The organism is Sinorhizobium sp. 7-81 (assembly GCF_030124405.1).
GTDB lineage: Bacteria > Pseudomonadota > Alphaproteobacteria > Rhizobiales > Rhizobiaceae > Sinorhizobium > Sinorhizobium psoraleae.
Genome location: NZ_JASKLT010000015.1, coordinates 1 through 23717 on the forward strand (window position 1 = coordinate 1; position 23717 = coordinate 23717).

The following is a 23717-nucleotide window of genomic DNA, read 5'->3' on the forward strand; positions in this document are numbered from 1 at the left end:
TGTGGCAAGCATCGCGATTAGTTTATCCGGCGGGCAAAATTTGCCTGGCTTGATGCCGAGCGGCGCCAAAGCGTCGAGCATCTCGAGTTTTTCGGCCGGGTCAGCGCGCAGGTAGATCTCTGTGCTCTGGAGAGTGGCGTGACCGAGCCACAGCGCTACTTTGCGAATGTCGCGCGTCGCCTGAAGCATGTGCATGGCACAGCTGTGGCGCAGTACATGGGGCGATATCGACTTCGTCCCCAGCGTGGGCGCGACGCTGACCGCGGCCGCGGCGTGCTTTTCGAGGATGTATTCGAAGCCGCAGCGCGTCATCATCCGGCCAGCATTGTTCAGGAAGAGCGCCGTGTCGCCTTCCTTGGGTCTAACCGCGATCCAGGCGCGGATCGCGGCAGCGGTCTCCTGCCAGAGCGGCAGCACGCGCTCTCGTCGTCCTTTGCCGATGATATGGATGCTGGCGGGTGACCGTCCGTCGAACTGGTCGAGGGTGAGACCGACAAGTTCGGAAACACGCAGCCCGCCGGCGAAAGCCAGATGCAACATGGCTCGATCGCGAATGCCTGATGATGTTCGCCGATCCGGTGCATTGAGCAGCGCTTGCACTTCAGTACGTGAAAGCGAAGCCACGAGTGCCTCGTCAATCTTCTTCATCGGAATGGCGTGCACTCGGAGGGCCTGATCCAGCACTGCGGGTGCGCGGTGCTCGAGATAGCGGAAGAAGGACTTCACGGCAGCCAGTCTTGCATTGCGCGAACGGGCCCTTGTTGCCACGCGTCTCCTCGATGTGTTCGAGAAAGGCGAGGATCATAGGTACGTCGATATCTTCGATCTGCAGCAGACACGGTCGCTTGCTCAATCGTCGTGCGGCGAACGTCACCAGCAGCTGGAAGCTATAGGCATAGGCATCGCAAGTGTGAACGCTTGCGCGTCTTTTCCGGGGAAGATGTTCGCGCAGGAACGCGGTGAGGTGCTGGGCAAGCTGGATCATGCCGTCACGCCTCGATGCAATGTCTCCCCGGCTGTCGACATATGCGCCATCAACTCGTGCGTTGACTGAAGATACCAGTATGTATCGGTCACATGGGCGTGCCCCAAGTAGGCGCTCAGGGCGGTGATATGCCGCGCCACCGCCTGGGAATCGTGCGCACAGCGTTCGAGAGAGCGGACGGCGAACGTGTGGCGAAGATCGTGGATCCGCGGCCCTGGCGATCCTGGAGCGCCGCGCAAGCCGATCGAGCGAAGGATCTGCAAGAAAGACCGTTATTACTGTCGGATAAGCGAGCGATGTTCCCTGATGCGAAATGAAAAGCGCATCGTTCTGACTTGCTGCCTTCAGGCGGGTCGCGAGATATCGGTCCAGGGCGCGTCGGGTCGTCGGGTGGAGCGGCAGCAACCGGCTCTTCTTGAACTTGGTCTGGGCAATGATCAACCCGTCGTCGGTCACGTCCGGCAATCGTATGGCGATCGCCTCCGAAACACGCATGCCGGTCGCTGCAATCAGCCCGAACATCGTGGCGTAGGTGAGCGATCGGATTGAACCGTCGGGGCCAAGTCGCTGAGCGGCGTCGATCAGCCGTCGGATCTCCCCGGGACTATAGATATAGGGCGTGCGGCGCTTGCGACTGGCGCGGCCGAAAAGATCAGCGGAGGGAACTTCATGCCGCGGGTCTTCGGCATGCAGCGAGAGCGCGAAGCGACGTACCGTCAACAAGCGGTTGCGACGTTGTTCGGGTGAAGGCGCCTGTAGCGCCCACTCGTGCACGGTCGCCGTCGTTATGACATGCTCACCGCGATGCTCGGCAAAGGCGACGAAGTTGCGCAGGAGAATACCCGGGGTCCGAAACTTGAATCCCAGGGCTCGGTGCAGCGCCGCATGATCGGCGAGGAGCTGACTCAGCATGGCAGCTCTCCCGGCCAGGGCTGGGCAATCTGCTCCAGCATCGCTACATCGACCTTGGCGTAATGTGCGGTCATATCGAGCGAACGGTGACGCAGCACTGTGCCAACAGCTTCGAGTGTGGCCCCCGAGCGCAGCATCGAGGTTGCCGCCGAGTGGCGTAGCAGGCACGCTCCGCTCGACGGGGGATCGGAAATGCCCGGATGTTTTAGCGCCAGCGCTACGATCGTGGAGACGTGGCTGGACTGCGCAAATGACCGGTAGGGCGCAATCATTGTGAGAAAGACCGCGTCTTGATGCACGCGCGACCTTTCCTGATCGATGTACGCGAGAAGTGCATCGCCGACGTCCTGCGGCAACGGCAACCGAACTTGACGGCGCGCTTTGCCACTCAAGCGCAGCATTCCAGATGTCCATTCGATATCGCTGAGCCTGAGACCGGCCACATCCCCGGCCCGCAACCCCAGGCGGGCCAGTAGGAGCAGGATTGCACGGTCCCGCAAGTGCCCTCTGGTGAGTTGATCGCAGGATGCAATGACGCGTTCGACGTCGGCGGCTGCAAGATACCGCGGCAACGACGAAAGGCGCCATTGCAAAACCGGCGGAATGGCGTGATCGAGGTTGGGGCGGCACAGGCCGACACCCGCGAGGAAACGAAGATAGCTGCGCAAGGCGCTCGTTATGGTCCTCAGGTCGGCCGGCCCGGTTCGCTCGCGCCACTCGCGGACAACATTACGGATCCGGGCTGCATCATAGTCGAGGGTCGCCGTGCCGAGCTCTGGTAAAAGCTTTTGCAGGTGGCGAAGGTGACGGGCGATCGTTCGTTCCGACAGTCCCCGGTGGACGCGCAACCAGCTCTGATAGTCGTCAAGCAGGGGATATGGCGACGCGACCTTCAAGGGTGGACGCGCGACACCTGTCCTTTGCAGGAAAACAACGAACCTCCCGGCGCGGCGCGAATATTTTGGTGAGATGCGCAGCCACTGCCGCCCACCAGGACATCGACACCGATGTTCGGCAAAGCGACGAACGACATCGTCATCGATGACGTCGATTGAGATACCTGCGCTACCAAGCCAAGTCGCGAAATGACGAGCCGAGGCCGTGTAGCCCTCAATGGTCAGCGGCGTATATCTCTGAGCGGCAAGGTCGGCCGCGAACTGATCGATCCATGACGACAACGGTCCTGGATCGAGGAACCAGTGATTACGATTATTGGCATCCATCTTTGCTCTCCTCACAACGTGAACCCATCGTGAGGGAGCATAGTTATGTGGAGCGATCGCGCGCTCGATCTATCTAAACATTTGTGAAGACGACATAATCCATAGATCGGCAATGACAACTTCGCATAATCATGGTCGCCGCATAGTTGCGGAAGTCGACCGGATGACTGGCGAGGAACACCTTCACGCCGGAGGGGATCATGCCGAACGGACCGCCCGGATTACCCGCGCCACATGATCCTCGTCGGCGCCCCGGCCGGCGCGGATAACCACATCGCCCACGACGTCCTCGACCACAGCAGCAGAACCCCGCTGTAAAGGCGGCTCTTCAACAACCAGCGCTGCAAAGGGTGCCGTCGGGGCCGTGTCGCCGAGCCCCAGGCGACCGTCCCGCAGGCGCTTCCGCCAATCATAAATCTGCCAGCGCGTCGTACCGTAACGACGGGCAAGCTCCGAAACCGCCGATCCCGCAATCAAGCTCTCTGCCGCGATCCGGGCTTTCTCCGCATCCGTGCGGCGACGGCGGCCCGTCGGCCCTTCAATCACGTCCAGCCGGCCGGCAAAGCCACCATTCGAGACGTCCACATGGACGTCCATTTCGCCGTCTCTTGCCATCCAGTCACCTCCGAACAAACAGAGGTGCTTTTGCCATGTTCACGCCGACTGGCACAGAAGGGGATCAAGTGAGCGCTTACGAAAGAACAACCGGCAACTGGCGAGGTTCGCGCGCATACGGAATATGCTCCGGGATCGTCTTCTGGCCGAGCGTTACGCCATAGAGGAACCGGAGTGCGCAGACGATCCGGTTCAATCCGGACCAGGATATGCCAGTAGACACAAGGTGGACCTGGAAGGCGTGGACCTCGTCTAGGCCGAGCCGATCCGGTGATCGGCTGAAATGACGGCTAAACTTTGCGACTGCATAAAGATAGGATTGCTGCGTGGCCCGAGAACGATTGCGGACCGTCATGTCCTCGATCATCCGGCGACGCACGCTCATCTCGGCCATCTGGATCTCCTGTCTGAAGGGTGGGTTTGCAACACCCAAATCCTCTCAGACAGGAGGCATCTCTCAAAGCGGGCACCAATTGCCGCGACTAGCGGCTTGGTTCAAGCCTGGCCGTCTCCGGGTGAGGCAGCAACATCGCAAGACCGGGGAAATCCTGGCCAGCACGCGTGACCTTATCGAAGGCGTTCGTTATTTCCAAAATGAGCTGGAACGTCATCGCTGAGATCGAGGCGGCGAGCCCGGTCGATGGGCTGGACACCTTTATGGCGCAGAATGCGGCGACGATCCAGGCCCAGCATCCCGAGTCCGTCTTCGATATCTATCCTTCGCGGTTTGCTGCCGCATCGATAGCGATGGACCACCTGGCGGTCGGGGCATTAGTCGGCGGCCGAGATCCGGGGCTAGTGATTGGAATTTCTCCCGCAACTCCTGTGTCAAAGCCCATGCGTCGGCATCACTATCAACCACCCGAGGATTGAGCAACACCAAGAGCTCGGTTCGATACCTGGTGTGTTCCGTGTTGCGGAATAGCGGCCCAAGCAAGGGAATGCTCTTCAGCCCTGGAAAACCGCCATTGGCATGCTCCACGCTATCCTGCATCAAACCGCCAATTGCTATCGTATCACCGTCTCGTGTCGACACGGTGCTTTGGAGGCGGCGTACCGAAATGATCGGGGACTGAAGATCGGTCAATGTGTTCTTGTCGGCGGTGCTGACCTCCTGAAAGGTGTCGAGCGTTACACTACCACCTGCGCCGATTCGAGGCGTAACAGCCAAGATTACGCCTGTGTCGCGCAATTCGACGTCGCTCACCACTGGGGAGCTCTCATTCACGGTGGATTGGGATGTTCGCGTCAAAATCGGCACCTGATCGCCCACCTGTATTGTCGCGGTTTGATTGTCGAGAGCCAGAATACGTGGCGCTGATACAACCTTGACGTCTCCAAGCCCACTGAGCGCGTGTAACACGGCGTTGACGTCCGAACCGGGAAATACATACGACAAGCCGCCTTGTGGAACTGCACCCAAGCCCCTAGACGAGAGAAGATAGTCCACGCCGTATTTCAGGCGCTTGCTAAGCCGCACCTCGGCGACAATGGCCTGGATGAGAACCTGTCGAGGCTTGACGTCCAGCCGACGAACAGCGGCCTCGATTGTCCTGTAGTCTTGCGGTGCTGCAATGATCACCAGCGCGTTCTGTCCGGGGTCGGCCTGGATGCGCACAGGCCGCGAGAGGCCGAGACTCACTGCTGAAAGCACCGCTTCGTCCTGCGCCTCGTTTGTCAACGCGGATGTGTTCGGCCCTTGGTCCGGAAGGCCGGGCAGGTTGACTGGCAGGCTCGATCGCGTAGATGCGTTACCTCCGACTGAGAGCTCACCAAACTCTCCCGCGACTTGCGGGGCACGTTTGGCACCGGGTATCTTGGCGCCATAGGCCTGCGCCAGGACATCCGCCACTTCCGTTGCTCTTCGGTTCTGCAGTGGACGTACGTGAATGTTCGTCGTCGCCTCGGAAGCGATATCCAGCTTGGCGACAGCCCGACGAACTTGGTTGAGTGACGCAGGATCGTCCGCCACCACAAGGATGCCGTTCAAACGCTCGAGCGCGGCAAACCGGACGCGCTCCGTGCCGTGGCCATTCTGATTGAACAAGAAACCGAGTTCTCGCTCGACCGCGGATGGACTCGCCTGAGACAGCGTATACACTGCAAACGACTTGTGGAGCATGGCATCGTTGTCAAATAGGCCGATTAGTTTGCGTACGGAGCTCACGGCGCCGGGCGGCCCCGTGATGGCGATTCCCCGCTCCCCTGGCGCCGGTTTCAGACGCACGCTCTCTTCGACATTCGGTCGGATTACCTCGATGACTTCGGCCGGATCGACATAGCGAACGGGAATAACTTGAAATTCGCTTCGGATTCCGCCGGCGAGGTCGGTCAAACGCCCCACCCGAACTCCCTGCTCGACCACCGCCAATCCGTAGCCGTAGGGCGCCAGCGCTCGGTCGAGCAGTCGCGGCACATCACTAGCAGGCACTTGGCCAGAGGTACGAAGCGTCATTGTCCCCCCAACGCCCGGATCAATGATCACAGGCATGCTCATAATATCGCCGACAACATCCTCCACGACTTGCCGAATGTCGGCATTGGTGTAGTCGAGGCTCACGCGCCTGTTCTCCGACATGACCGGCAGCTTCCGTTCCACGGTGGCGGTGATCGGTTCGGCCGGCGGCTGTGCCAGCAGTTCAAAGCCACGCGCTTGCGGCCCCCGCGCTCCACCTAGGGATGGTCCGGACTCATGCGAGCCGAACCTTGGAGGCGCTAGAAGAGGGTCGGGTTCAGCAATCGAGTCGAGATTAGCACACCCGGTAACAAGTAGACAAAACAGCGCCGGCAACGTCCTGCGCGCTCGTGGTGGAGGAGGCTCCGCGCTTAGGACGCGCATTGAATCAAACTTTCTCTTCACCGCCACAGTGTACACATGACTGGTATTGTATTTAGGTGAGTGGGAGATCACTGCCTTTCTCGCACTCATTGGGTGGTCGCCGTGTTTAGCGCGTGTTCCCGACAATGGTTTCCTTGGTCTTGTAATCCTTCGAAAGGAGGTTGGACATCAGTTCAAGAGCCTGATTTACCTTATCCAAAAGCCCCTGCAGACGAATGAGGGCCATCTGCCCTTCGCTGTTGGCGCTATCAATGGCTGCCTTAAGATTGTTGATGGCGGCGTCGAACTCCGTCTGCAGGCCCAGCCTGTCATTATTGATTTGCTCGATGGGGATGCGGTTGTCCAGCATCCACTGATGCACGTCCTGCCTAACACCCTGGGAATCGGTGAACGCACCATACCCGACTCTCGCGTGTTCATCGGTAGGGCGATTTCTACGCAGTTCAGCCAACGCGGAATTCATGTCTTTCAAAAAGTTGTTCCGCTCCTGCATGTCATCGTATTCAGCTCGGATTTGCTTCTCGTTGATGTCATGCCGCTCCATTAGGATCACCGACATAATCGCGGATAGCGGTAGGCCACGCGGGAGCAGATTGTCTATCCGGAGGGCCGGAGTGTAGGACCACCACGCTGAGTCGATCATTTTCATTTTCTCCATATAATCGTTATCGAACTGTGCTCGTGCATTTAGCCCATATTGATGATTTTGCTTCGCATGTCGGTATCCGCGCGACGGATTTCAGCAAGTTTCTCGAGAATGTCCTGAATCAACTTTTCGTAGTTTGCGATGAATTCGCTCTCGTCCTCAGCCTGCTCGTGAGCTTTGGTGCTATTCGCATCCAGCCTCACCTTCTCCTCCTGGAAATGGGTAGCGCCCATGTTCAAGGCGGCGCCGGGCAGCTTTGAGGCTTCCGTTGCGATCGTGCCCAACGCACTCCATCGCATCGCTTCCGTCTGCGCAGCTGTTTGTGCTTGGATGATGGACGTATCGCCAAAGGGCTCCGCCGTGCCATCAGTCGGCGGGGCGTCGCGTTTCCCCGGCTGGGTAGACGTAGCGCTTTCGTCGACTAATCCGCTCCTGTCCGGAGTCCGTGCCCTGCCTTCAAGGCTACCCTCCGGAAGCCGCGTCGCGGAATTGTCCGGAGTCTGTGCCCTGCCTTCAAGGCTACCCTCCGGAAGCCGCGTCGCGGAATTGTCCGCAATCGGCGCCTTGAGCTTAGAATTGAATTCCTTTTCAATCTGACGGGCGCCTTTTAGGTTCACACCAGCACCGGCCATGGCCCCGCAAGAGATGGCTATCGCCCCGAAAAACTGGCATAGCCCTGAATCGCGAAGCGCTTTGGCCGCCGCTTTCTGCCCAGCCATCTCGGCGTCACGCGCAGCCCATCGGTCCTGTCGAGCCGCCTCGCGGTACTGCCTATTGAGACGGAGGACGAGCGAGGCCACTGCTGATATGTCTACCGCCGCAGCGAAGTCCTTCAGCTTCGCCGGCATGCCTGAGAGCTTCTCTTGGAGGGCAAAGTCCGCGAACCGGGGTACATCGGCTGTCGTGGAAATACCGATTGACCCATCCCGCGCCCGATCGAAGAGACCGGCCCGAGGGAGCGTGATCGCGCCTTCCAACGCGCTAGGCCGGTGGACGGTTGTACAGGCTGGCATCAACGCAAGTTGGTGCTGCGCGATACGGTCCGACAGATCGTAGTCGCGACCGCCCTTTGCCTGATCAATGGTATCTAGCACGATTGCACTCCTTAAGCTGAATAGGTAATTGCGACTCCAAGCGGCTGTCAGCCGAAGTGTCGTATGAGGTTCGCGTTGGATCGACTGTGTCTCTCAATGGTGTCGGCAACCTTTTGTGTGGTCGTTTCCTTATCGAGGAGCAGGTGCTTGATGAAGTCCATTTCATCCTCTTGAAGCTGCCTCAGCCTGGCAATAAACTGTCTGATGTCCAACGTTTGCGCCTGCGTATCCGTTGCCTCCTTCTGCTGGACGGCATTCGCTATGCCGGCCCCGGCCGCTCCCAGAGAAGAAATTGCTTCGCCGATTCGAGCGGCACTCGAAACATGCTGACTGATCTGAACAACCTTAGCGGAATTAGACGCTAGCTCAGCTGTGTTGGAAGCCGCCTGAGTGATGAGTTTCGCGATGAAGGCGCGCGAGGAGCCAGACCTGGCCGCTACGGAGGCAAGCCCGCGTAGGGCTGAGGCCCCTGCCTCCCCGAAGCGGCTCCACGTGGCAGTTCCATTCGCAGCTCCACCCGCCCCGGCGCCCAGCGTTAGCAGCGATATGGCGAATACAATACCAATCGTAATGCCCAAGGCCAACGTTTTGGCCTCGCCTTCCTTAAGTCCGAGATCTTTCATGAGGCTTTTCGCAATTGCCTCGGTCATCTTTTCGACAACACCCGTCTCGACAAGCGTCGCGACTCCGACAGTCACTGCTGCTGCGACTACAGACAGAGCCCCGCCGGTCACGACGGCAGCCACTACTGAGAGTCCAACCGCCAGCCATCCTAGGAATTTCATGGCGAGGGAGCTTTTCTTTGCTTCCGCCAACTTCTTCGCCGTTTCAATTATGTTTGCAGCGATCTTATTGTGCAACTCTCTTTGCTGCGCACCCCAGTGTCGCGCATCCTGGATGCCTGACGCGACCAGACCGTCGTCCATCTTGGTCTTCAGGGTCACTAACGTGGCAAGGAGCTCAATCCCATCCAACGCACGAGGCGCCGGTAAGCTCGGAATAACGTCTGACTTAACAGCGTTTCCGGAAATTGGTGGCGGCACTACGTCGACTCCCTTGATGTGAGCATTGGCTGGATAGCCAATAACGGAGGCGTCGACTGGAGGCGGAGTCTCGACTTGTGGTGTTGCTTCGCGAATGAGAGCCATCGTATTGCCGCTACCGCTATGCATCATCGCCCTCCTGGGTCCCTGCTTCTGATCTGAGTCGATCCAACATCATCAGCGCGCGTCGGCTGAAAACTGCGTGCTCGGGCTTTCCAGCACTCAGTGCCAGGGCACCCTCGAGTGCGTTGATGGCCGCTGCGGACCGGTCGAGCCTGATGAAACATTCCGCAGCGCGAAGCGGTATCTGCGGATCCTCGCTGTTCAGAAGCGCTGCAAGCCGATAGGCATGCACGGCCGTTTCTGCGTTACCTAGCATCTGGCTCGCAGCAGCCAGACCGAACCAGAAACGTCCGTCGATGTGTCGGTGCACGCAGAGGAAGCGAAAGAAATTCAGCGCCTCCTCGTACTTGCCGGAGGAATAGTAGCGGTGGCCGAGCACATAGAGAGCTTCAATCTCCTCATCAGTGATCCCAATGATGGCAGCTAGATCAACGCGCCCGGCCATGAGCTCAGCGGCAAGCTGTCCCGCCTGGGCCAAGTCGGCTGCATCACCAGCCATCAAAGGATTAAACTCGGTCATCGTCATCGTTATCAAATCCTCTGTCTCGTCGGCTTAACGCGTGGGATGTGCGAATTGGGCGCCGACGGCACGACGTGGCTTAAAGTCACTTCCTCCCACCAATACGGGCGTTGAAAATCTTCGTCTTCGTCTTCCACGCCTGCCGCAATTAAAGCGGAATTCATCGCGTTGTCGCGGACCAGTTGCGCGCATCGGGTAAGTTGTTCGCGAGTCTTCCTCAGGAGACTATCCATCTGCACAATTGTCTGTCGCGCACTCTCTATCGTTTCATCAAGGTCCATGAGGCCTCCTACGGCTTGCTATGCAATGCGACTGTGGCGGACCATGCTCGAGTACGGACGAACCATCTGCTCTCGGCAACGGGCGGCTCCAAGCCTGACCAGCACATGGTCTGTCGATGTTCGCACCCACGCTTGCGCCATCAAGCCCCAGACATAAACATTCGCTCACATCATTACTTGAGGCCTTGCAAGGCGCAAAATACTTGATCGCTATGAACACATCGGCGCCCGTTATGCGCTTCGATGCCGACTGCTGCGGGAACCCGCCGGTTCGTGGCCCTAGAGCCAGCTGTTCCGGTACATGCTGCAAACGATGGCTTCCACTCAGAATCTTGAGGCGTTGGGTGAGCGCGCCTCGGCAAGAGATTGTCGGTAAGATCATGGCCGGATAGACCCGATGCACTTTCTAGTTCAAACCGCTACGAAAAACGCACCTGTCCGATTAGGTCTCGCAGACCACTTTGCGCAGCCGGCCGCTTCAAACTGTTGTGGCGGACCGAGCGATGAAACGCGCGCATCGATTATCCATAAGCAGCCAGTCTGACCCCATACCGGCATTGTATTTGCGCCGACCGGTTGGGTGAATTAAATGCTCATAGGAGTTGATTGTCTCAAGGGCTTGATTGTCGGCAGAAGCGCCGATCGAGTGCTTACGGACCTGGTCAGCAGCATTGATCTCATAGCCGTGCCGTTGCTGGCGGGAACCTGGCACGATGGTTTTTTCTTGATGAGGTAAGTGACCAGATATCGGTGCATTACTGGCAGGCAACGTACAATCACGAACAAGGAGAAATTCGACGTACATGTCTACCTTGTCTGATCTCCGCAGACATCTGGCCGCGACGGCATTCTTGGCTTGCATCACGAACGACGTCGTGCGGGCGAGGCGGATCGCAAAGGGGCTCGACGCAATGGCGCCGGGCAGCCGGGAGTGCGTTATTGCTTACGCTTTTGCAGATTTGACGGCAGGCGATATTGAGGCAGCCCTGGAGCGTCTCCGTCCTCTTGCCGACGCGAATGACGCATATGGGATGGCGTTTCAAGCCCTGGCTCTTGAGGTCGCAGGGCGCTTTAGCGAAAGCAGTACTGTGCTAGGGCGTGTCCCAGGTGGCGACCCCGGCCTCGACGGGCTCCTCTCAGCGTTGGGCAAGGCGGTGCCGGCACATACTGCAGAACGGAGCATCTGATGAGCAGCGTGAATAACATCTTCTCGCAAACACTGCCGGCCAAGTTGATGGCGGACACATCGGCCGCATCGATATTGCCAGCTGAGTCCATAGAGGCCTTTCGTGCTGCACTCGAGCGGCCAGCGGCGTTGGAACGCAACGACGCACTACTGATTACTGCTGCCGACGAGTCGACCGAGAAGGGGCATGGACCTGACGTCGTTCGCACACCCGATGGCATGCTCAGCGGGATGGAGAACCTGAGCACGAGCCTTACCGAAGCCGTTGAAGCCACTCGCAGGGCAACAGAGCGCTTGAACTTGGAGGAAATCCGCTCGGTTGACTGGCTGCGAGCGCAACTCGCGCTATCGGCCATGACCTTGCAGTACGGCATTGCGGCCAAGGTGGTTGGAAAGGCTACCGAAAGTCTCGATACATTCCTGAAAAGCCAATGAGGGACAATGGCGTGGGTGTCGTGTGTGTTGAAGCGGGTGGTGGCACCTGTTGTGCTACTCACGTTGGTGAGCTGTGGATCGAAGATAGAGCTCTACCGCGATCTTTCTGCGCGTGAGGCTAACCAAATGCTGGCATCCCTTATGCGTCAAGGTATCCATGCCGAAAGGGCGACAGACAGCAGGGGTAATGTGTCGCTTTCGGTGCCCACGCAGGACCTGCCGCGTGCTATGGATGTGTTGGATAGTGCTGGGCTGCCTCGCGAACACTTCGCTGATTTGGCGACTCTCTTCAGCAAAGAAGGGATGATCTCATCGCCGACAGAGGAGCGTGTGCGCTTTATTTATGGTACGACACAGGAACTCTCTCGGACGTTGACCAGTATCGACGGCGTGCTCAATGCGCGGGTCCATGCGGTTTTGCCCGAAAACGCGGATGACGACCTTAATACGCCCTCACCCTCAAGTGCTGGTGTGCTCGTCCGTTACACACCTGGCGCACCCATTGATCAGATCGTGCCGAAGATCAAGGAGTTGGTCGCAAATAGTCTGGAGGGTCTGTCGTATGATCGGGTCTCGGTTGTCCTGGTTGAGGCTCACCAGGACGATACCTCGGTGGGTCCCGTCGATGGGGCTGCCTCGCCGACGGAAGGCAGCGACCGATTTTACCTCTTGATGGGGCTCGTGGGCGGCATGGCGGTGTTGCTAACGGGCAATGTCGCGCTCGCATTACTCCTGTGGCGGCGGCGCTTCCGCCGCACACCCCTTGGGGCGGTGCCATGAACTCAAATGAAGCGAACAAACCAGCTATGACCGCGACGAGCTCGCGAGCGACTTCGGATGAATGGCTTAACGCGCCATGGGCGGGGGCAATGATGCGCTGCATTGCCGATCCTGCTGCCGATCTCGATATCGTTATCGCGAGTGATTGGCCCGACTGGATGCCGCTGGGCACCGCTCTGGCCGACCCGTACATCCGCGTCAAACTTGGACGCTGGCTGCTTCGCGGACAATATACTGCTCCGTCTGCCATTATTTCCGCCAGCGATGCACAACGCGTGCGGTTCGCTCTTTTGCCGGCGCCTGATGCCGTGCGCCTCATGTGTCTGGCCGGCGCTTGGACCGGTGTGTCCAGTCTCTTGGGCCTTCTTCGGAACGTGGATGTTGAGGCCGCCCGCGCCGTCCTTGGAGAAGAGGCTGTCGCATTCGCTTCGCATGCTGTACTTCTGCCGCGACCAACGGTCGAACTGATGTCGGCGATCGGCGCTTCCGAGATGCCGACCGAGCCTCGTGCATTGCTCCACTGCGGTGCGGCGATGTTCGGCCTTGCGATTGGCGGCATCCCCCCGGTGCTGCGGGCCCGACTGAGATTGCGCCGCCCTGCGTCGATTTGGATGGCGGCTGCGGACGCCTGCCGTAACGACAGTGCTGGCGAGGACGCGTTTCGTGCCATGCGGCGCCTAGTCCGCAAATCGATGCCAACATGGTCGCACTGGTTCAACTGACGTCCGGTACGGTCGGCATTCTCGGCCCAGGGCGGATCTTGCCGGCGGCCAGCGCGCAGGCGATGGTGGACGCCGAGCAACTGCTCGATCGGGCGCGACGCGATGCGGACGCGCTCACTGCTGCAGCGCGCGAGTCCGTGACCATGATCGAGACGGCAGCCAAAGAGGCGGGTTTGAAAGCAGCGCAAGCGGAAATCCAGGATCGTTTGACTGCAATCGCCGTGGGGACACTGCGGATAATGGAGCAAAATGAACAACGGATTGTCGACATGGCCTTGCACATCGCACGCCGGGTTATCGATACCGTCGCACCGGAGAACGCGGCAGTGGATATTGCTTTGCAGAGTCTGAGATTCGTTGGCGAGAGCTCTGTCGTCCGGTTGCGCGTAACGCCGTCGCTCGTTGAAACGGTTCGCAAACGGTTGAACGAGCTCCTTACTGCAATGACATCGCGGTCCATCGTCGAAGTGATCCCCGATCCGGGCGTCAATGATGCCGGGTGCATCCTTGAAACTGATGCTGGACTGGTCGATGCCACGATCGAAGCGCAGCTAGCGTTGATCGAAAGCGGCCTGCGGAACAGCCTGGGAGCCTCTATCAGGTGAAGTCCAAGCCGTCCGAACCGCTGCCAGCAGTGGCCTTCAATAACTCTTCGCAGGACTACATCGATCGCTTCTTCCAGCTTGCGGGCAGGGAGATTGCCCAGACATCAACGATGCGGCTCTGCGGTCGTGTTCTTCAGATTGTTGGAACGATCATCCGTGCCACGGTCCCCGGCGCGCGCATAGGCGACCTATGCATGCTGCGCAACCGCGAAAACCACTTCGAGCTATCAGCGGAAATCGTCGGCGTTCAGCACGACATCGCCATTCTGACGCCGCTGGGGGAGTTGCAGGGACTTTCTACCCGCACCGAAGTGATACCGCTTGGGAAGCCTCTGATGGCTCCAGCAGGCTGGAACCTGCTCGGCCGGATACTTGACGGTCTCGGGCGCCCTCTTGACGAGCCCACCCATGGCCCCTTGCTTCCAGAAACCCGCGTGCCGGTACACGGCGACGCGCCGGATCCCCTGAACCGGCGTATGATCGACAACGTTCTTCCGCTGGGTGTACGCGCGCTCGACGGTCTTGTGACGTGCGGCGAGGGGCAGCGCATGGGAATTTTTGCGGCAGCGGGCGGCGGCAAGAGTACCCTGCTGTCGATGTTGGCGCGCGGCGCAGCGGTCGACTTGACGGTGGTAGCGTTGATTGGCGAGCGTGGCCGAGAGGTGCAGGAGTTCATCGGACACAATCTCGGCGCAGAAGCGCGATCGAGATCGGTTCTCGTCGTTGCCACATCCGACCGTCCCGCCGTGGAGCGGGTGAAGGCGGCCTACGTGGCCACGGCAATCGCCGAGTGGTATCGCGATCAGGGACAGCGTGTGCTGCTTCTTATGGATTCAGTAACCCGGTTTGCGCGCGCGCAGAGGGAGATCGGTCTCGCTGCAGGTGAACCGCCCGCACGCCGTGGTTTCCCACCATCGGTCTTCGCGACATTGCCGCGGCTCGTGGAACGGGCCGGAAACAACGACTGCGGATCGATAACGGCCTTCTATACAGTGCTCGTGGAGGGCGATGACATGGCCGAACCCGTGGCCGATGAAATCCGTTCTGTCGTGGATGGCCATATTGTGCTGTCGCGCACTCTGGCGATGTCCAATCACTATCCAGCCATCGACATCCTAGCAAGTGTCAGCCGGGTCATGAGCACCATAGTCTCTTCGCAGCATGAGAATCTGGCAGGTAGGCTGCGGGAGCTAATGGCGAAATACCAAGAAGTGGAACTATTAATACGCGTCGGAGAGTACAAGCAAGGAGCCGATCCTCTCGCCGATGCGGCTATCGCGAAGATAGACGACATACGAAGTTTCCTACGACAGTCGACGAGAGAGCAGATAGGCTTCCAAGCGATGCTTCATAAGCTCGCCGCGTGCCTGGCATGATTCCCAAGGCGGTACATCAACTCCTTGAGTTGAAGCAATTGCGGCGTCGCCGTGCCGAAGAGACGCTACAAGTACGGCACTCAGCCCTTGGCAAAGCTGCCGCAGCTGTCGATACCGCTCTGACGGAACTGCGTACATGGCAGCAAGATCGTCCCCGTCGAGAAGCAGCGTTATACGATGCGTTAATCGGCGAAACTGTTGCTGTCGCCGATCTTGAGGAGGTGAAGGCGAAAATAGCCTCGCTGCACGCGTATGAACAGGTGCTCGAGAGGCGCCTTGACGCGGCCCTGACGGAGGGCCACCAAAGGCTGCAGGCACGTGAAGAGGCGCACAAGGCAGCACGTGATGCAAACCGCGAGGTGGCTAAAATCGAGAATTTGGTTCGAAGCCTTGCCGTCGGCGACACCGCGGAAGAAGAGCGGGCGGCGGAGTCGGAATTGTAGCATTTTGTCGAGGAGCGAGACTGTTCGTCGGTATCGATGTGCCGCCAGCATCCTGATTCAAATCTAAGACGCCCTGACGGATTGAATGGCGTTACTTAACGCTGCGCCCCTAACGGGGTTCCGCATCCACCAGCACCCCTTTGGTGCAATATCGGGACCGTTCCGCCGATTAAAGCAGGGCGACCATTTGTTGCGGGGGGACGCTCAGTCCAGCCCACACGGGATGATACAGCATACGAGAATAATTAATCTAAGCGAGTTGCGCAAAGAGACGTGGCGCAGACCCCTACGGCAGCCCGTCAAAGTGACGGATGCCGCGAGGAACAGGGCATTGCGGCGCGACTGGCACGACACGTTAAACGATGACGCCGGACGCGATCATGCCTTGCGGACCGCCCGGAGTACCTCCGCCAGGTGATCCGCCTCGATATCGCCGGCGGCTCGCACTACGACATCACCGATGACGATTTCGACCGTAGAACTTGCTACCGGCTCAACGCGCGCGAACTTGACCTCCTTCTTCGCGGTGTCCGTCAGGGGCGCAACCACCCCCGATGACAGTGCCTTGCGACGCCATCCGTAAAGCTGCGGGGGATCCAATCCCTCAGCACGCGCGATCGCAGAGACATTGGCCCCAGGCAACAACGTCTCAGCAATCAGGCGCTCCTTCTCTTCGTTCGGCCAGTCACGCGGTTTGCGTCGCGCCCGCACCGGCGCCGCCGTCAAAACCTCAAATATTCGCGGCTGATTCACACTGTCACTCATAGGATTCTCTGCATGATTCATGCAGAATCCCCGATCAGCGGGCCAAATGATACGTGGGTCCCTACGCCCTCACGGAGCATGCACGCGAGCGTGCGCCATCGCGTCGGGAATGCGCGTGGTTCCTCAGCCGGGACGCTGCCTCGCTCAACGAACGTGCCGGTCACTTCCTTCGTCATCTTTACGAACATGCGCCAAAGCGTGAAAAAGCCGCAGAACTCGCTGGCCGCTTTGCCGCTCTTATTCGTGGCGACGACGATGATCTCGAAAGATGGATCGCAGATGCCAGACACAGCGAACTGGCGTCATTTGCTGCGGGGATCGAACGCGATATTGAGGCGGTGAAAGCCGCGATCACAGAGCCCTGGAGCACCAGCCCGGTCGAGGGGCAAATCAATCGCCTCAAGATGATCAAGTGCCAGATGTACGGGCGTTCGGGATACAATCTCCTGAAAAGCAAGGTGCTGGCCCGGGCATGAGAGGCAGACCGGCGGCAATATCGATTCGGCAGCGGGGATGACCACGACCCTGCACCAAATATGGCGGAAGAACCCCAGATTGTCGCTCTACAGGGCATTGCGGGTGGTATTCCATGGTCTACCGTGTTGTTTGGTCAGCGTCATCTCAGGGCGCAAGCTCCGAATAGCGCCGCGTCAGGTCCTCCTTGGCTCCAGGATCTTTCTGGCCGAATCGCTGAGCACCCTCGCTGCGACGGGCATAACATCTGCAGCTGGCCCAATACCGAAATCGTATTTGCTTCCAGTCACAGTGGGGGCGATGGTCTGCAAAGAGAATCCCCTTCCTTCAGTCGTGAAGAGATTGACCAATATAAGCTTCGCGTGGTGGCGGGTGCTGGAGACGTGGACCGGTGAGAGACACCATTGTGGTTCGGCACCTCTCCGTCATCAGTGTCCTGCCAATTACTTCCACCGTCGGCAATCAGGTCATCCACCGCGATGAACGTTGGCGTCAGTGGAGGCAGTTTGATGCGAGAACGCCCGTTGGTAATCAATGCTCGAATCTCGGCCTTCACGCCATGCGACGATTCCGCCTGGCGAACGGGAGGGGTCCCTGCGCCGAAACGAGTGCATATGCGGGATGTCGACCGGTTCTCGCAAAAGTTCGAAGAGGGGAAGAAGGACACATGCGAGTTGGCCGAGGATGCCCCGGGCTACAAGATTGGCGGTGATCAACATGATGCGGCGGAAAACGGGAGTGCCGCACTCCTCCTTTCCTTGCTTGCCACCTCGCTCGACAGTGCCATGCTGAATGCCGTGGAGCGTCTGGGATCGGCCAAGCAGCCGTCTCGGTCAGCCGAACTCGCCGAGTTGGCCCAAGCAATAATCGAGCACATTCTGGTTGGTCAAGACGAAGTCGGCGATAGCGTCGTGCACATCGTGCTCGGGGGCGAGGTGTTTGGCAACGCGCATGTGACCATCAGTTACCGCCCCAACAGCCTGAGAGTTCACATCCGATCCGAGCGGCTTCGGCCCCTCCTAAAGTCCCACAGCCATGCTTTTGCGAGCGACTTGTCCGATCGGCTCGGCGTCCATGTCGTGGTGACGGTATGCGGTAACAGCCCAATCTGTGAGGAACAAGACGGTGATTGCCGATCTTGCGGGTGGGAGCCAGTACGGCACTTTGTCGCTGAGAAGAGTCCATGATTGATCTTCCCTGCTATCTCCCGCGTGAGGCTTCCGACGTGTCCCGTCTTGCTACCCGACTGCCGGTCGCTTTCAACCTTGCGGGTATCAATGTCGAAGCTATGATGCCGGGATCGGCGCTGCCTCCGCTCCCACCGGACTACTACCGAGCAGTGATGCGCGTATGCGGCCACAATATTCGCGTCGCAGTCGACTCGTCGCTCCTCCCGCCCATGGCGGTCAAACATTGGCCAGACGTGACTGCGCTGCCTCTCAACGACCCCTTGCGGGAACTCCTGTTCGACATCGTGCTTCGAGATGTCGCCGTCCAGGTGGAACGATGGTGCGGTAGGCGGCCCATCTGGTCCACATCCGAGATCACCGAAGCGCTTTCCCACGCATTTAAGATCGTTCGCCAGGACGTTCCAGGCGACCTCCTCGGCCTGGTAGAGTTCGATGCCGGCGGACTGCATTGGATCGCCGACTGCTGCTCAGCGCTGCCCGTCGTGCACGCCGTAGTCGATCACATCTGCCTTTCTCTCTCTCTGCTAATCGCCCGCATCAATCTTAACCTGGCGGATCTGCAGCAACTCGCGCCCGGTGACGTCATCCTGCTGGATAACACGCCCGTCTCCCCCGATGGGGCCATGACTGTTTTGCTATTTTGCTCTGACAACCCTCGCTTTCGCGCCTCCATTCTGAATGGCCTTCTTACCGTCCTTGCAGCAGTGGATCCCGTAATGGATAGACCTGACTCGCTCCCACCGGAAACCCTCGACAGCATCAACTTGCCAGTTGACGTCGATGTTGGACAGCTAACCATGCCGCTCAGGCAGGTTCGCGAACTCGCTGTCGGACAGGTACTGGATCTGGGTTTTGATGCCACAGCCAATGTTAGCTTGCGCATCAATGGACAGGTGGTCGCAACCGGCGAACTGGTGCGTATCGCCGAGCGGACAGGTGTGCGCGTGGTGGATATGCGCTTACCGCGAGCAGAACCATGAACGGGTTGCCTGATCCCCTTATGCTGATCACGCTGCTCGGCGCCATCGCGGTTGTCCCCTTCATTGCAATTACCGTCACCTCTTACGTGAAGCTCGTCGTCGTATTTGGACTGGTACGCAATGCGCTCGGCGTTCAGAACATACCGCCGAACATGGCCCTGAATGCGCTCGCCATCCTACTTTCTGTTTATATTATGCAGCCCGTGGTCAAGAGCGTTTATGAAGCAGTGAGAGATAAGCCGATCGTATTCGAAAATACGCGGGAGCTGAGCGAAACGATGATACTTGCTGCCGAGCCAGTTCGTAATTTTCTCCAGAAAAACACATCGCGGCAGGAACGACAGTTCTTCGTCAATGCGACTCGGGAATTATGGAAGAAGCAGGACGGCGCTTCGGTAACTGACACGGATTTCCTGGTTCAGATCCCGGCCTTCCTCACTTCCGAACTGGAGGACGCGTTCAAGATCGGTTTCTTATTGTTTCTACCCTTTGTTGTCATCGACCTCGTGATTTCGAACATTCTTCTGGCAATGGGCATGATGATGGTCTCGCCGATGACGATATCCTTGCCATTCAAGCTGTTCTTGTTCGTTGCCGTGAATGGCTGGCAGCGCCTAATCCACGGCCTCGTCTTGTCTTACGCGGGGTCGGCGTCGTGAACAGCGCCACTCTCAGCAACACCGCCATCGAGGCGCTCACCCTGACACTGGTCCTCTCGATGCCGACAATCCTGGTTGCCGCGGCGGTTGGGCTGATCGTCAGCGTCTTGCAGGCCCTGACCCAAGTTCAAGAGCAGACACTTCCTTTCGTGGTAAAGCTGATATGCGTGAGTCTGGTACTGGTCGTCACCGAGAGCTGGTTCGGTGAGCTCAATCGCTATACGATAAAGATCTTCGACAAGATCGGCGCGATGTGAGTTCGATTGAATGCCTTCCTTGTGTGCATCTACTAAGGTCACCGCAGTGACCCCACCTAATCATCTAGACTGATCCACTCCATGTCGCCACTCGATCCGACTCAGTTGCATATGGCCCTCGTTGTGTTTGCGCTTGCGATGGCGCGTACGTCGGGGATGATGTTGATCACGCCCATCTTCGGACGCGGCATTATTACTGGGCTGACGCGCAATGGCATCATCATTTCCTGGGCGCTTCCGGTCATCGCATATGCTTGGAGAACCAAGCCTACGAACCTCGACGTCATGTATCTTTCACCAATACTGGGCCTGTGTCTTAAGGAACTCGTCGTTGGACTCCTATTAGGGATGCCAGTTGCCACCATCGTGTGGGGTGTGGAGGCCGCAGGTACATTCATTGACAACCAGAGAGGCGCCACGATGGCAAGCCTCCTGAATCGCGCAACCGGGAACCAAGCCTCGCCGCTTGGGGCCTTGTTAGCACAGCTTTATGTCACATGGCTCTTCGTCACCGGCGGCTTCTCCACCGTTATTGCCATACTCTACGGCTCCTATGACATCTGGCCTCTGTGGCGCTTCCAACCCGCATTCGGTCCGGCATTCGTCACCGAAATTCTACGCCTCGCGGACGTCGTCATGCTGCTCACATTGCTTCTGGCTGGCCCAGCCATCGTTGCCATGTTCCTCAGCGAACTGGGCTTGGCACTGATCAGCCGGTTCGCGCCGCAGCTGCAGGTCTTCTTTCTCGCCATGCCGGTCAAGAGCGCAGTCGGTCTTTTTCTGCTTATCCTTTCACTCACGAATGTACTGATCACCGCCGACAAGCACGTGCCCTCGGCTGTCGTGATTTTCAACCACGTCGTCAAGTGACATGACAGGTAAAAAGACCGAAAAGCCCAGCCCCAAGCGACTACGGGACCTACGCAAAAAGGGTCAAGTCCCGCACAGTAAGGAAGTCGTAACCGCGGCAGTGACCATTGGTTTCTTCGCCTTGTTTTTCGGCTCGTTGTCCGGCATCGTAGACCGACTTAAGGCAATGATCCTGAAGCCTATCCCGTTTCTGGAAGGGGACTTTCTCATTGTCTCGCGACAGCTCCTCGAAGTCTACGTCAGTGAAGTAGAAAGTGTGGTCGCACCTTTCCTCGGTGTCGTCCTGGTCATCGGAGTAGGTGCTTACTTCCTGCAGAACGGAGTTGTCTTCTCGCCCGAGGCAGCCGCGCCATCGCTCAAAAAGCTCAGGCCCAGTCAGAATATCAAGAGAATCTTTTCGCTGCAGAATCTCGCTGACGTGGGTAAGTCGATCGTAAAGCTGTTGATGCTCGGTTTGGTTCTTGTATCTGTTCTGAATGAAGGTATCGATGCCCTCGTTTGGACGCCGAGCTGCGGTAGATCTTGCCTCAGCGCAGTTACAAGTAACCTGCTGCTTAAGATCGCGATCTATGTAGGGTTGAGTTATATTTCGGTGGCAATTGTGGATTTCGCATTCCAGCGATGGCAGTTCACGAAAAAGAATATGATGTCGAAGGATGAGGTGAAACAAGAATTTAAGGAAAGTGAAGGCAACCCTCTCACCAAAGGCCGACGCAAGCGGTTCCATACGCAGCTGCTTGCTAAGAACATGATTGACCCGTCGCGCAGAGCGACCGTTTTGGTTACCAATCCCACGCACATTGCGGTAGCGATTTACTATGATCGGCAGCACACTCCCTTACCCATCATTGAGGCCATCGGTACCGATCACTTGGCGCAGCGAATGATCGATGCCGCGGTCGCTGCCGGAGTGCCGGTGTTGCGAAACATTCGACTGGCGCGCGCGCTCCTAGAGGATGGCCTTGTCGATGAGTATATTCCGTCGCACCTGATTGAACCTCTCGCGGAGGTCCTTCGGGCGCTCGGGACGCTGGCGGCCGATGGCGGCAGTCCATTGCGTTAGTCTCATTCGAGTTCAAGTATTTGAAGACATGCTGCCGCCCGGTCTGTCCGCAGCTCTCTTGGCAGCGATACGCCTGAGATATGGGGTGATATCGAACAACTATTTTGTCTTGTTCACAGTAAGTTTTATCTGTCGGGTGCGTAAAGTGCGGCGCAATGACGGTTCCCGTCGATTTCACTGTCTTGCTGTCAAGATGGGTTATCACAAGGAGCGGGCTCCCTTAGGTCCGCGCCGGACATATCGGCGTGAAGCAGAGCGACGAATTTCCTCTTGGAGGCGAAACAATGTCCGATCGAGCGGGATTGCCCCCTACGCTTGCCACACTCTTGGAGCAGGCAAAGGAAGAGCGGACTTTTGGATTTTCTGAGTTGATGGAGGTGAAGGAGCGCGCCGAACGCAAGATCTCGAAGAAACTTCTAGTGCAAGGTCCCAGCGCAAATGAAGAAGTCAATGCCTGTCTCGAACGGTTGGAGGATTTCAATCGTGGCGACCCGGAGGCGCTATTGCGTGGTGTCCGCGGCGACAATCCCGCCTGTGGGGATACTCTGCTCAATGCAGGCCATCGGTCCGCGGGTCCCTCACATGCCAATGTAGCACTCGATCCGGCGGCGCGAGAATTGTACCGCGAAGGTCTCGGCCAGCTTGCCGACCGCACCGGCAAGGCCCAGCGCACGGCCGAGCAAGGGGTAGCTGTCCGGACTGGTCTCAACATACCGGGCGAAGCAGATGAACAGGCGTGCGGCGGCGATCAACAGGTCGCCGGCGAACTGCGCAATTTCTGCCGCGCAATGGTCTCGAGCGCCTCAGCGCTGGGCAGACTATATAAAGGATTTTTTAAAAACCTTAGCGCCGAGGGGTTCGCGCAGCGCATTGCCTTCTTGACGCGTACGCTCGGCGAAGACATCCGCTTAGCCGGTCCCTCTGTCGAGCCAGCGCAGTTACATTGCATCCTTGGAGGACTGAAGGCCCTCCGTGTGCTGGACAGCGTGCATGAGCGCTGCGGCGAAATGATCATGCGGATACGGAGGCAGAGCCAGCTCGACATGACCCCTGCTGCGGTGATGCAGCAGTTACTGCCGTTTGTCGGGGACGTCGTACCCGGGCCTTCGAACGTCAATCCGATTCCGGAGCGACTCGGAATCTCGCCCGACCGACTGGATGTCCAAATTGCGGTACTGCGCGAATCGCGGAATCTCCTCTCGATGATACCGCCCGGTGTTTACCGCGATTTAGAGACGCGAACAGCAGGGCTAAGGGCGATGCAGCAAGCAATGGACATCCTCATTGAAAAGGAGGAAAGCGCATGAATGCCGAGATCGGCTTCTGTTTGACGATGGCGCTCATGTCCAAGGCCGCGAAGGCGTGGTTGTCCGTGCTGGCAGCGCACAAACCAGATCACATTTGTCCAGCGACGCGGTTGACGTACTCAAGCAGACGCGGCGCGATTTTATCTGAGAGGCGTGCCGTGCTCTGACACGAGAATGATCCCAATGACGGAACAACTCATCAGTTTAGACATGCGCGACGACCTGTATGTGCGCGCATACCTTTACAGGGTATTTGGCTACCAAGACAACGCCGCCAAGTTGCTGTTCGGTCCCGTGTGCCGCCGGGCAGGACATGCGCGCTGT

The 23717-nt window shown here is 58.4% G+C and carries 25 protein-coding genes and 3 pseudogenes; 15 read left to right on the plus strand and 13 right to left on the minus strand.

The features are described from left to right. From QN224_RS28400 to QN224_RS28455, 12 genes and pseudogenes are all read right to left on the minus strand, one after another. A pseudogene (locus tag QN224_RS28400) lies at positions 1 to 985 on the minus strand (tyrosine-type recombinase/integrase); the annotation flags it as partial. 324 nt (positions 986 to 1309) lie between these two features. Next, positions 1310 to 1897: pseudogene (locus tag QN224_RS28405) on the minus strand (tyrosine-type recombinase/integrase); the annotation flags it as partial. After that, complete coding sequence (locus QN224_RS28410; RefSeq protein WP_283979370.1) at positions 1891 to 2793, minus strand: tyrosine-type recombinase/integrase; 903 nt, start codon at positions 2791 to 2793, stop codon at positions 1891 to 1893. The pseudogene QN224_RS28405 and the gene QN224_RS28410, both read right to left, overlap by 7 nt. Positions 2794 to 3318: 525 nt before the next feature. After that, entirely contained in the window at positions 3319 to 3735 is a 417-nt protein-coding gene (locus QN224_RS28415) for a transposase (protein ID WP_283979371.1), read from the minus strand. Positions 3736 to 3814: 79 nt separating this feature from the next. Continuing rightward, positions 3815 to 4129, minus strand: a pseudogene (locus tag QN224_RS28420) (phage integrase N-terminal SAM-like domain-containing protein); the annotation flags it as partial. 261 nt (positions 4130 to 4390) lie between these two features. After that, a complete protein-coding gene (locus QN224_RS28425) occupies positions 4391 to 6295 on the minus strand; it encodes a secretin N-terminal domain-containing protein (protein ID WP_283979372.1) in 1905 nt (634 codons plus the stop codon). A gap of 385 nt (positions 6296 to 6680) precedes the next feature. After that, positions 6681 to 7223 (minus strand): hypothetical protein, encoded by a 543-nt coding sequence (locus QN224_RS28430; protein ID WP_283979373.1) that lies wholly within the window; start codon positions 7221 to 7223, stop codon positions 6681 to 6683. Between the two features lie 38 nt (positions 7224 to 7261). Beyond that, positions 7262 to 8068, minus strand: a complete 807-nt coding sequence (locus QN224_RS28435; RefSeq protein WP_283979374.1) for a hypothetical protein — start codon at positions 8066 to 8068, stop codon at positions 7262 to 7264. Between the two features lie 293 nt (positions 8069 to 8361). Then, a complete protein-coding gene (sctE, locus tag QN224_RS28440; RefSeq protein WP_283979375.1) occupies positions 8362 to 9486 on the minus strand; it encodes a type III secretion system translocon subunit SctE in 1125 nt (374 codons plus the stop codon). Further along, positions 9479 to 10006: a SycD/LcrH family type III secretion system chaperone gene (locus QN224_RS28445; protein ID WP_283979376.1), complete on the minus strand. Its 528-nt coding sequence runs from the start codon at positions 10004 to 10006 to the stop codon at positions 9479 to 9481. The genes sctE and QN224_RS28445 overlap by 8 nt, the downstream gene beginning before the upstream one ends. 5 nt (positions 10007 to 10011) lie before the next feature. Beyond that, positions 10012 to 10281, minus strand: a complete 270-nt coding sequence (locus QN224_RS28450; RefSeq protein ID WP_283979377.1) for a hypothetical protein — start codon at positions 10279 to 10281, stop codon at positions 10012 to 10014. Between the two features lie 478 nt (positions 10282 to 10759). Further along, positions 10760 to 11086 carry a hypothetical protein gene (locus QN224_RS28455; protein WP_283979378.1) on the minus strand — a complete coding sequence of 109 codons (327 nt, stop codon included), beginning with the start codon at positions 11084 to 11086 and terminating at the stop codon, positions 10760 to 10762. A gap of 381 nt (positions 11087 to 11467) precedes the next feature. Here QN224_RS28455 and QN224_RS28460 point away from each other — a divergent pair, with 381 nt between their 5' ends. From QN224_RS28460 to QN224_RS28485, 6 genes are read left to right on the plus strand one after another with little or no spacing between them, the layout of a single operon-like run. Beyond that, on the plus strand, positions 11468 to 11902 hold the full coding sequence (locus QN224_RS28460; protein ID WP_283979379.1) for an EscI/YscI/HrpB family type III secretion system inner rod protein: 435 nt from the start codon (positions 11468 to 11470) through the stop codon (positions 11900 to 11902). A gap of 24 nt (positions 11903 to 11926) precedes the next feature. Beyond that, on the plus strand, positions 11927 to 12682 hold the full coding sequence (gene sctJ, locus QN224_RS28465) for a type III secretion system inner membrane ring lipoprotein SctJ (RefSeq protein ID WP_283979380.1): 756 nt from the start codon (positions 11927 to 11929) through the stop codon (positions 12680 to 12682). Then, complete coding sequence (locus QN224_RS28470; RefSeq protein ID WP_283979381.1) at positions 12637 to 13404, plus strand: hypothetical protein; 768 nt, start codon at positions 12637 to 12639, stop codon at positions 13402 to 13404. The genes sctJ and QN224_RS28470 overlap by 46 nt, the downstream gene beginning before the upstream one ends. Then, a complete protein-coding gene (locus QN224_RS28475) occupies positions 13383 to 14009 on the plus strand; it encodes a FliH/SctL family protein (RefSeq protein WP_283979382.1) in 627 nt (208 codons plus the stop codon). Before QN224_RS28470 ends, QN224_RS28475 begins: the two co-directional genes overlap by 22 nt. Next, positions 14006 to 15385 carry a type III secretion system ATPase SctN gene (gene sctN, locus QN224_RS28480; RefSeq protein WP_283979383.1) on the plus strand — a complete coding sequence of 460 codons (1380 nt, stop codon included), beginning with the start codon at positions 14006 to 14008 and terminating at the stop codon, positions 15383 to 15385. The genes QN224_RS28475 and sctN overlap by 4 nt, the downstream gene beginning before the upstream one ends. Continuing rightward, entirely contained in the window at positions 15382 to 15828 is a 447-nt protein-coding gene (locus tag QN224_RS28485) for a YscO family type III secretion system apparatus protein (RefSeq protein ID WP_283979384.1), read from the plus strand. Before sctN ends, QN224_RS28485 begins: the two co-directional genes overlap by 4 nt. A gap of 378 nt (positions 15829 to 16206) precedes the next feature. Here the strand turns inward: QN224_RS28485 and QN224_RS28490 are convergent, their stop codons facing one another. Continuing rightward, entirely contained in the window at positions 16207 to 16593 is a 387-nt protein-coding gene (locus tag QN224_RS28490) for a transposase (RefSeq protein ID WP_283979385.1), read from the minus strand. 53 nt (positions 16594 to 16646) lie between these two features. Here QN224_RS28490 and QN224_RS28495 point away from each other — a divergent pair, with 53 nt between their 5' ends. The 9 genes from QN224_RS28495 (at position 16647) to QN224_RS28535 (ending at position 23560) form a co-directional block, all read left to right on the plus strand. Continuing rightward, entirely contained in the window at positions 16647 to 17069 is a 423-nt protein-coding gene (locus QN224_RS28495; protein ID WP_283979386.1) for a transposase, read from the plus strand. A 612-nt stretch (positions 17070 to 17681) separates the two neighbouring features. After that, positions 17682 to 18254, plus strand: a complete 573-nt coding sequence (locus tag QN224_RS28500; RefSeq protein WP_283979387.1) for a hypothetical protein — start codon at positions 17682 to 17684, stop codon at positions 18252 to 18254. Then, positions 18251 to 19237, plus strand: coding sequence for a FliM/FliN family flagellar motor switch protein (locus QN224_RS28505; protein WP_283979388.1), 987 nt, complete (start codon positions 18251 to 18253; stop codon positions 19235 to 19237). The genes QN224_RS28500 and QN224_RS28505 overlap by 4 nt, the downstream gene beginning before the upstream one ends. Continuing rightward, the gene (gene sctR / locus QN224_RS28510) at positions 19234 to 19896 is read left to right on the plus strand and encodes a type III secretion system export apparatus subunit SctR (protein ID WP_283979389.1); all 663 of its coding nucleotides are present in this window, start codon (positions 19234 to 19236) and stop codon (positions 19894 to 19896) included. The genes QN224_RS28505 and sctR overlap by 4 nt, the downstream gene beginning before the upstream one ends. Continuing rightward, on the plus strand, positions 19893 to 20153 hold the full coding sequence (gene sctS, locus QN224_RS28515; RefSeq protein WP_283979390.1) for a type III secretion system export apparatus subunit SctS: 261 nt from the start codon (positions 19893 to 19895) through the stop codon (positions 20151 to 20153). The genes sctR and sctS overlap by 4 nt, the downstream gene beginning before the upstream one ends. Positions 20154 to 20234: 81 nt before the next feature. After that, complete coding sequence (gene sctT / locus QN224_RS28520; RefSeq protein ID WP_283979391.1) at positions 20235 to 21023, plus strand: type III secretion system export apparatus subunit SctT; 789 nt, start codon at positions 20235 to 20237, stop codon at positions 21021 to 21023. 1 nt (position 21024) lies between these two features. Continuing rightward, positions 21025 to 22086: an EscU/YscU/HrcU family type III secretion system export apparatus switch protein gene (locus QN224_RS28525; protein ID WP_283979392.1), complete on the plus strand. Its 1062-nt coding sequence runs from the start codon at positions 21025 to 21027 to the stop codon at positions 22084 to 22086. A 284-nt stretch (positions 22087 to 22370) separates the two neighbouring features. Beyond that, positions 22371 to 23393 carry a TyeA family type III secretion system gatekeeper subunit gene (locus QN224_RS28530; RefSeq protein WP_283979393.1) on the plus strand — a complete coding sequence of 341 codons (1023 nt, stop codon included), beginning with the start codon at positions 22371 to 22373 and terminating at the stop codon, positions 23391 to 23393. Next, entirely contained in the window at positions 23390 to 23560 is a 171-nt protein-coding gene (locus QN224_RS28535; RefSeq protein WP_283979394.1) for a hypothetical protein, read from the plus strand. The genes QN224_RS28530 and QN224_RS28535 overlap by 4 nt, the downstream gene beginning before the upstream one ends. Positions 23561 to 23717 lie beyond the last annotated feature (157 nt).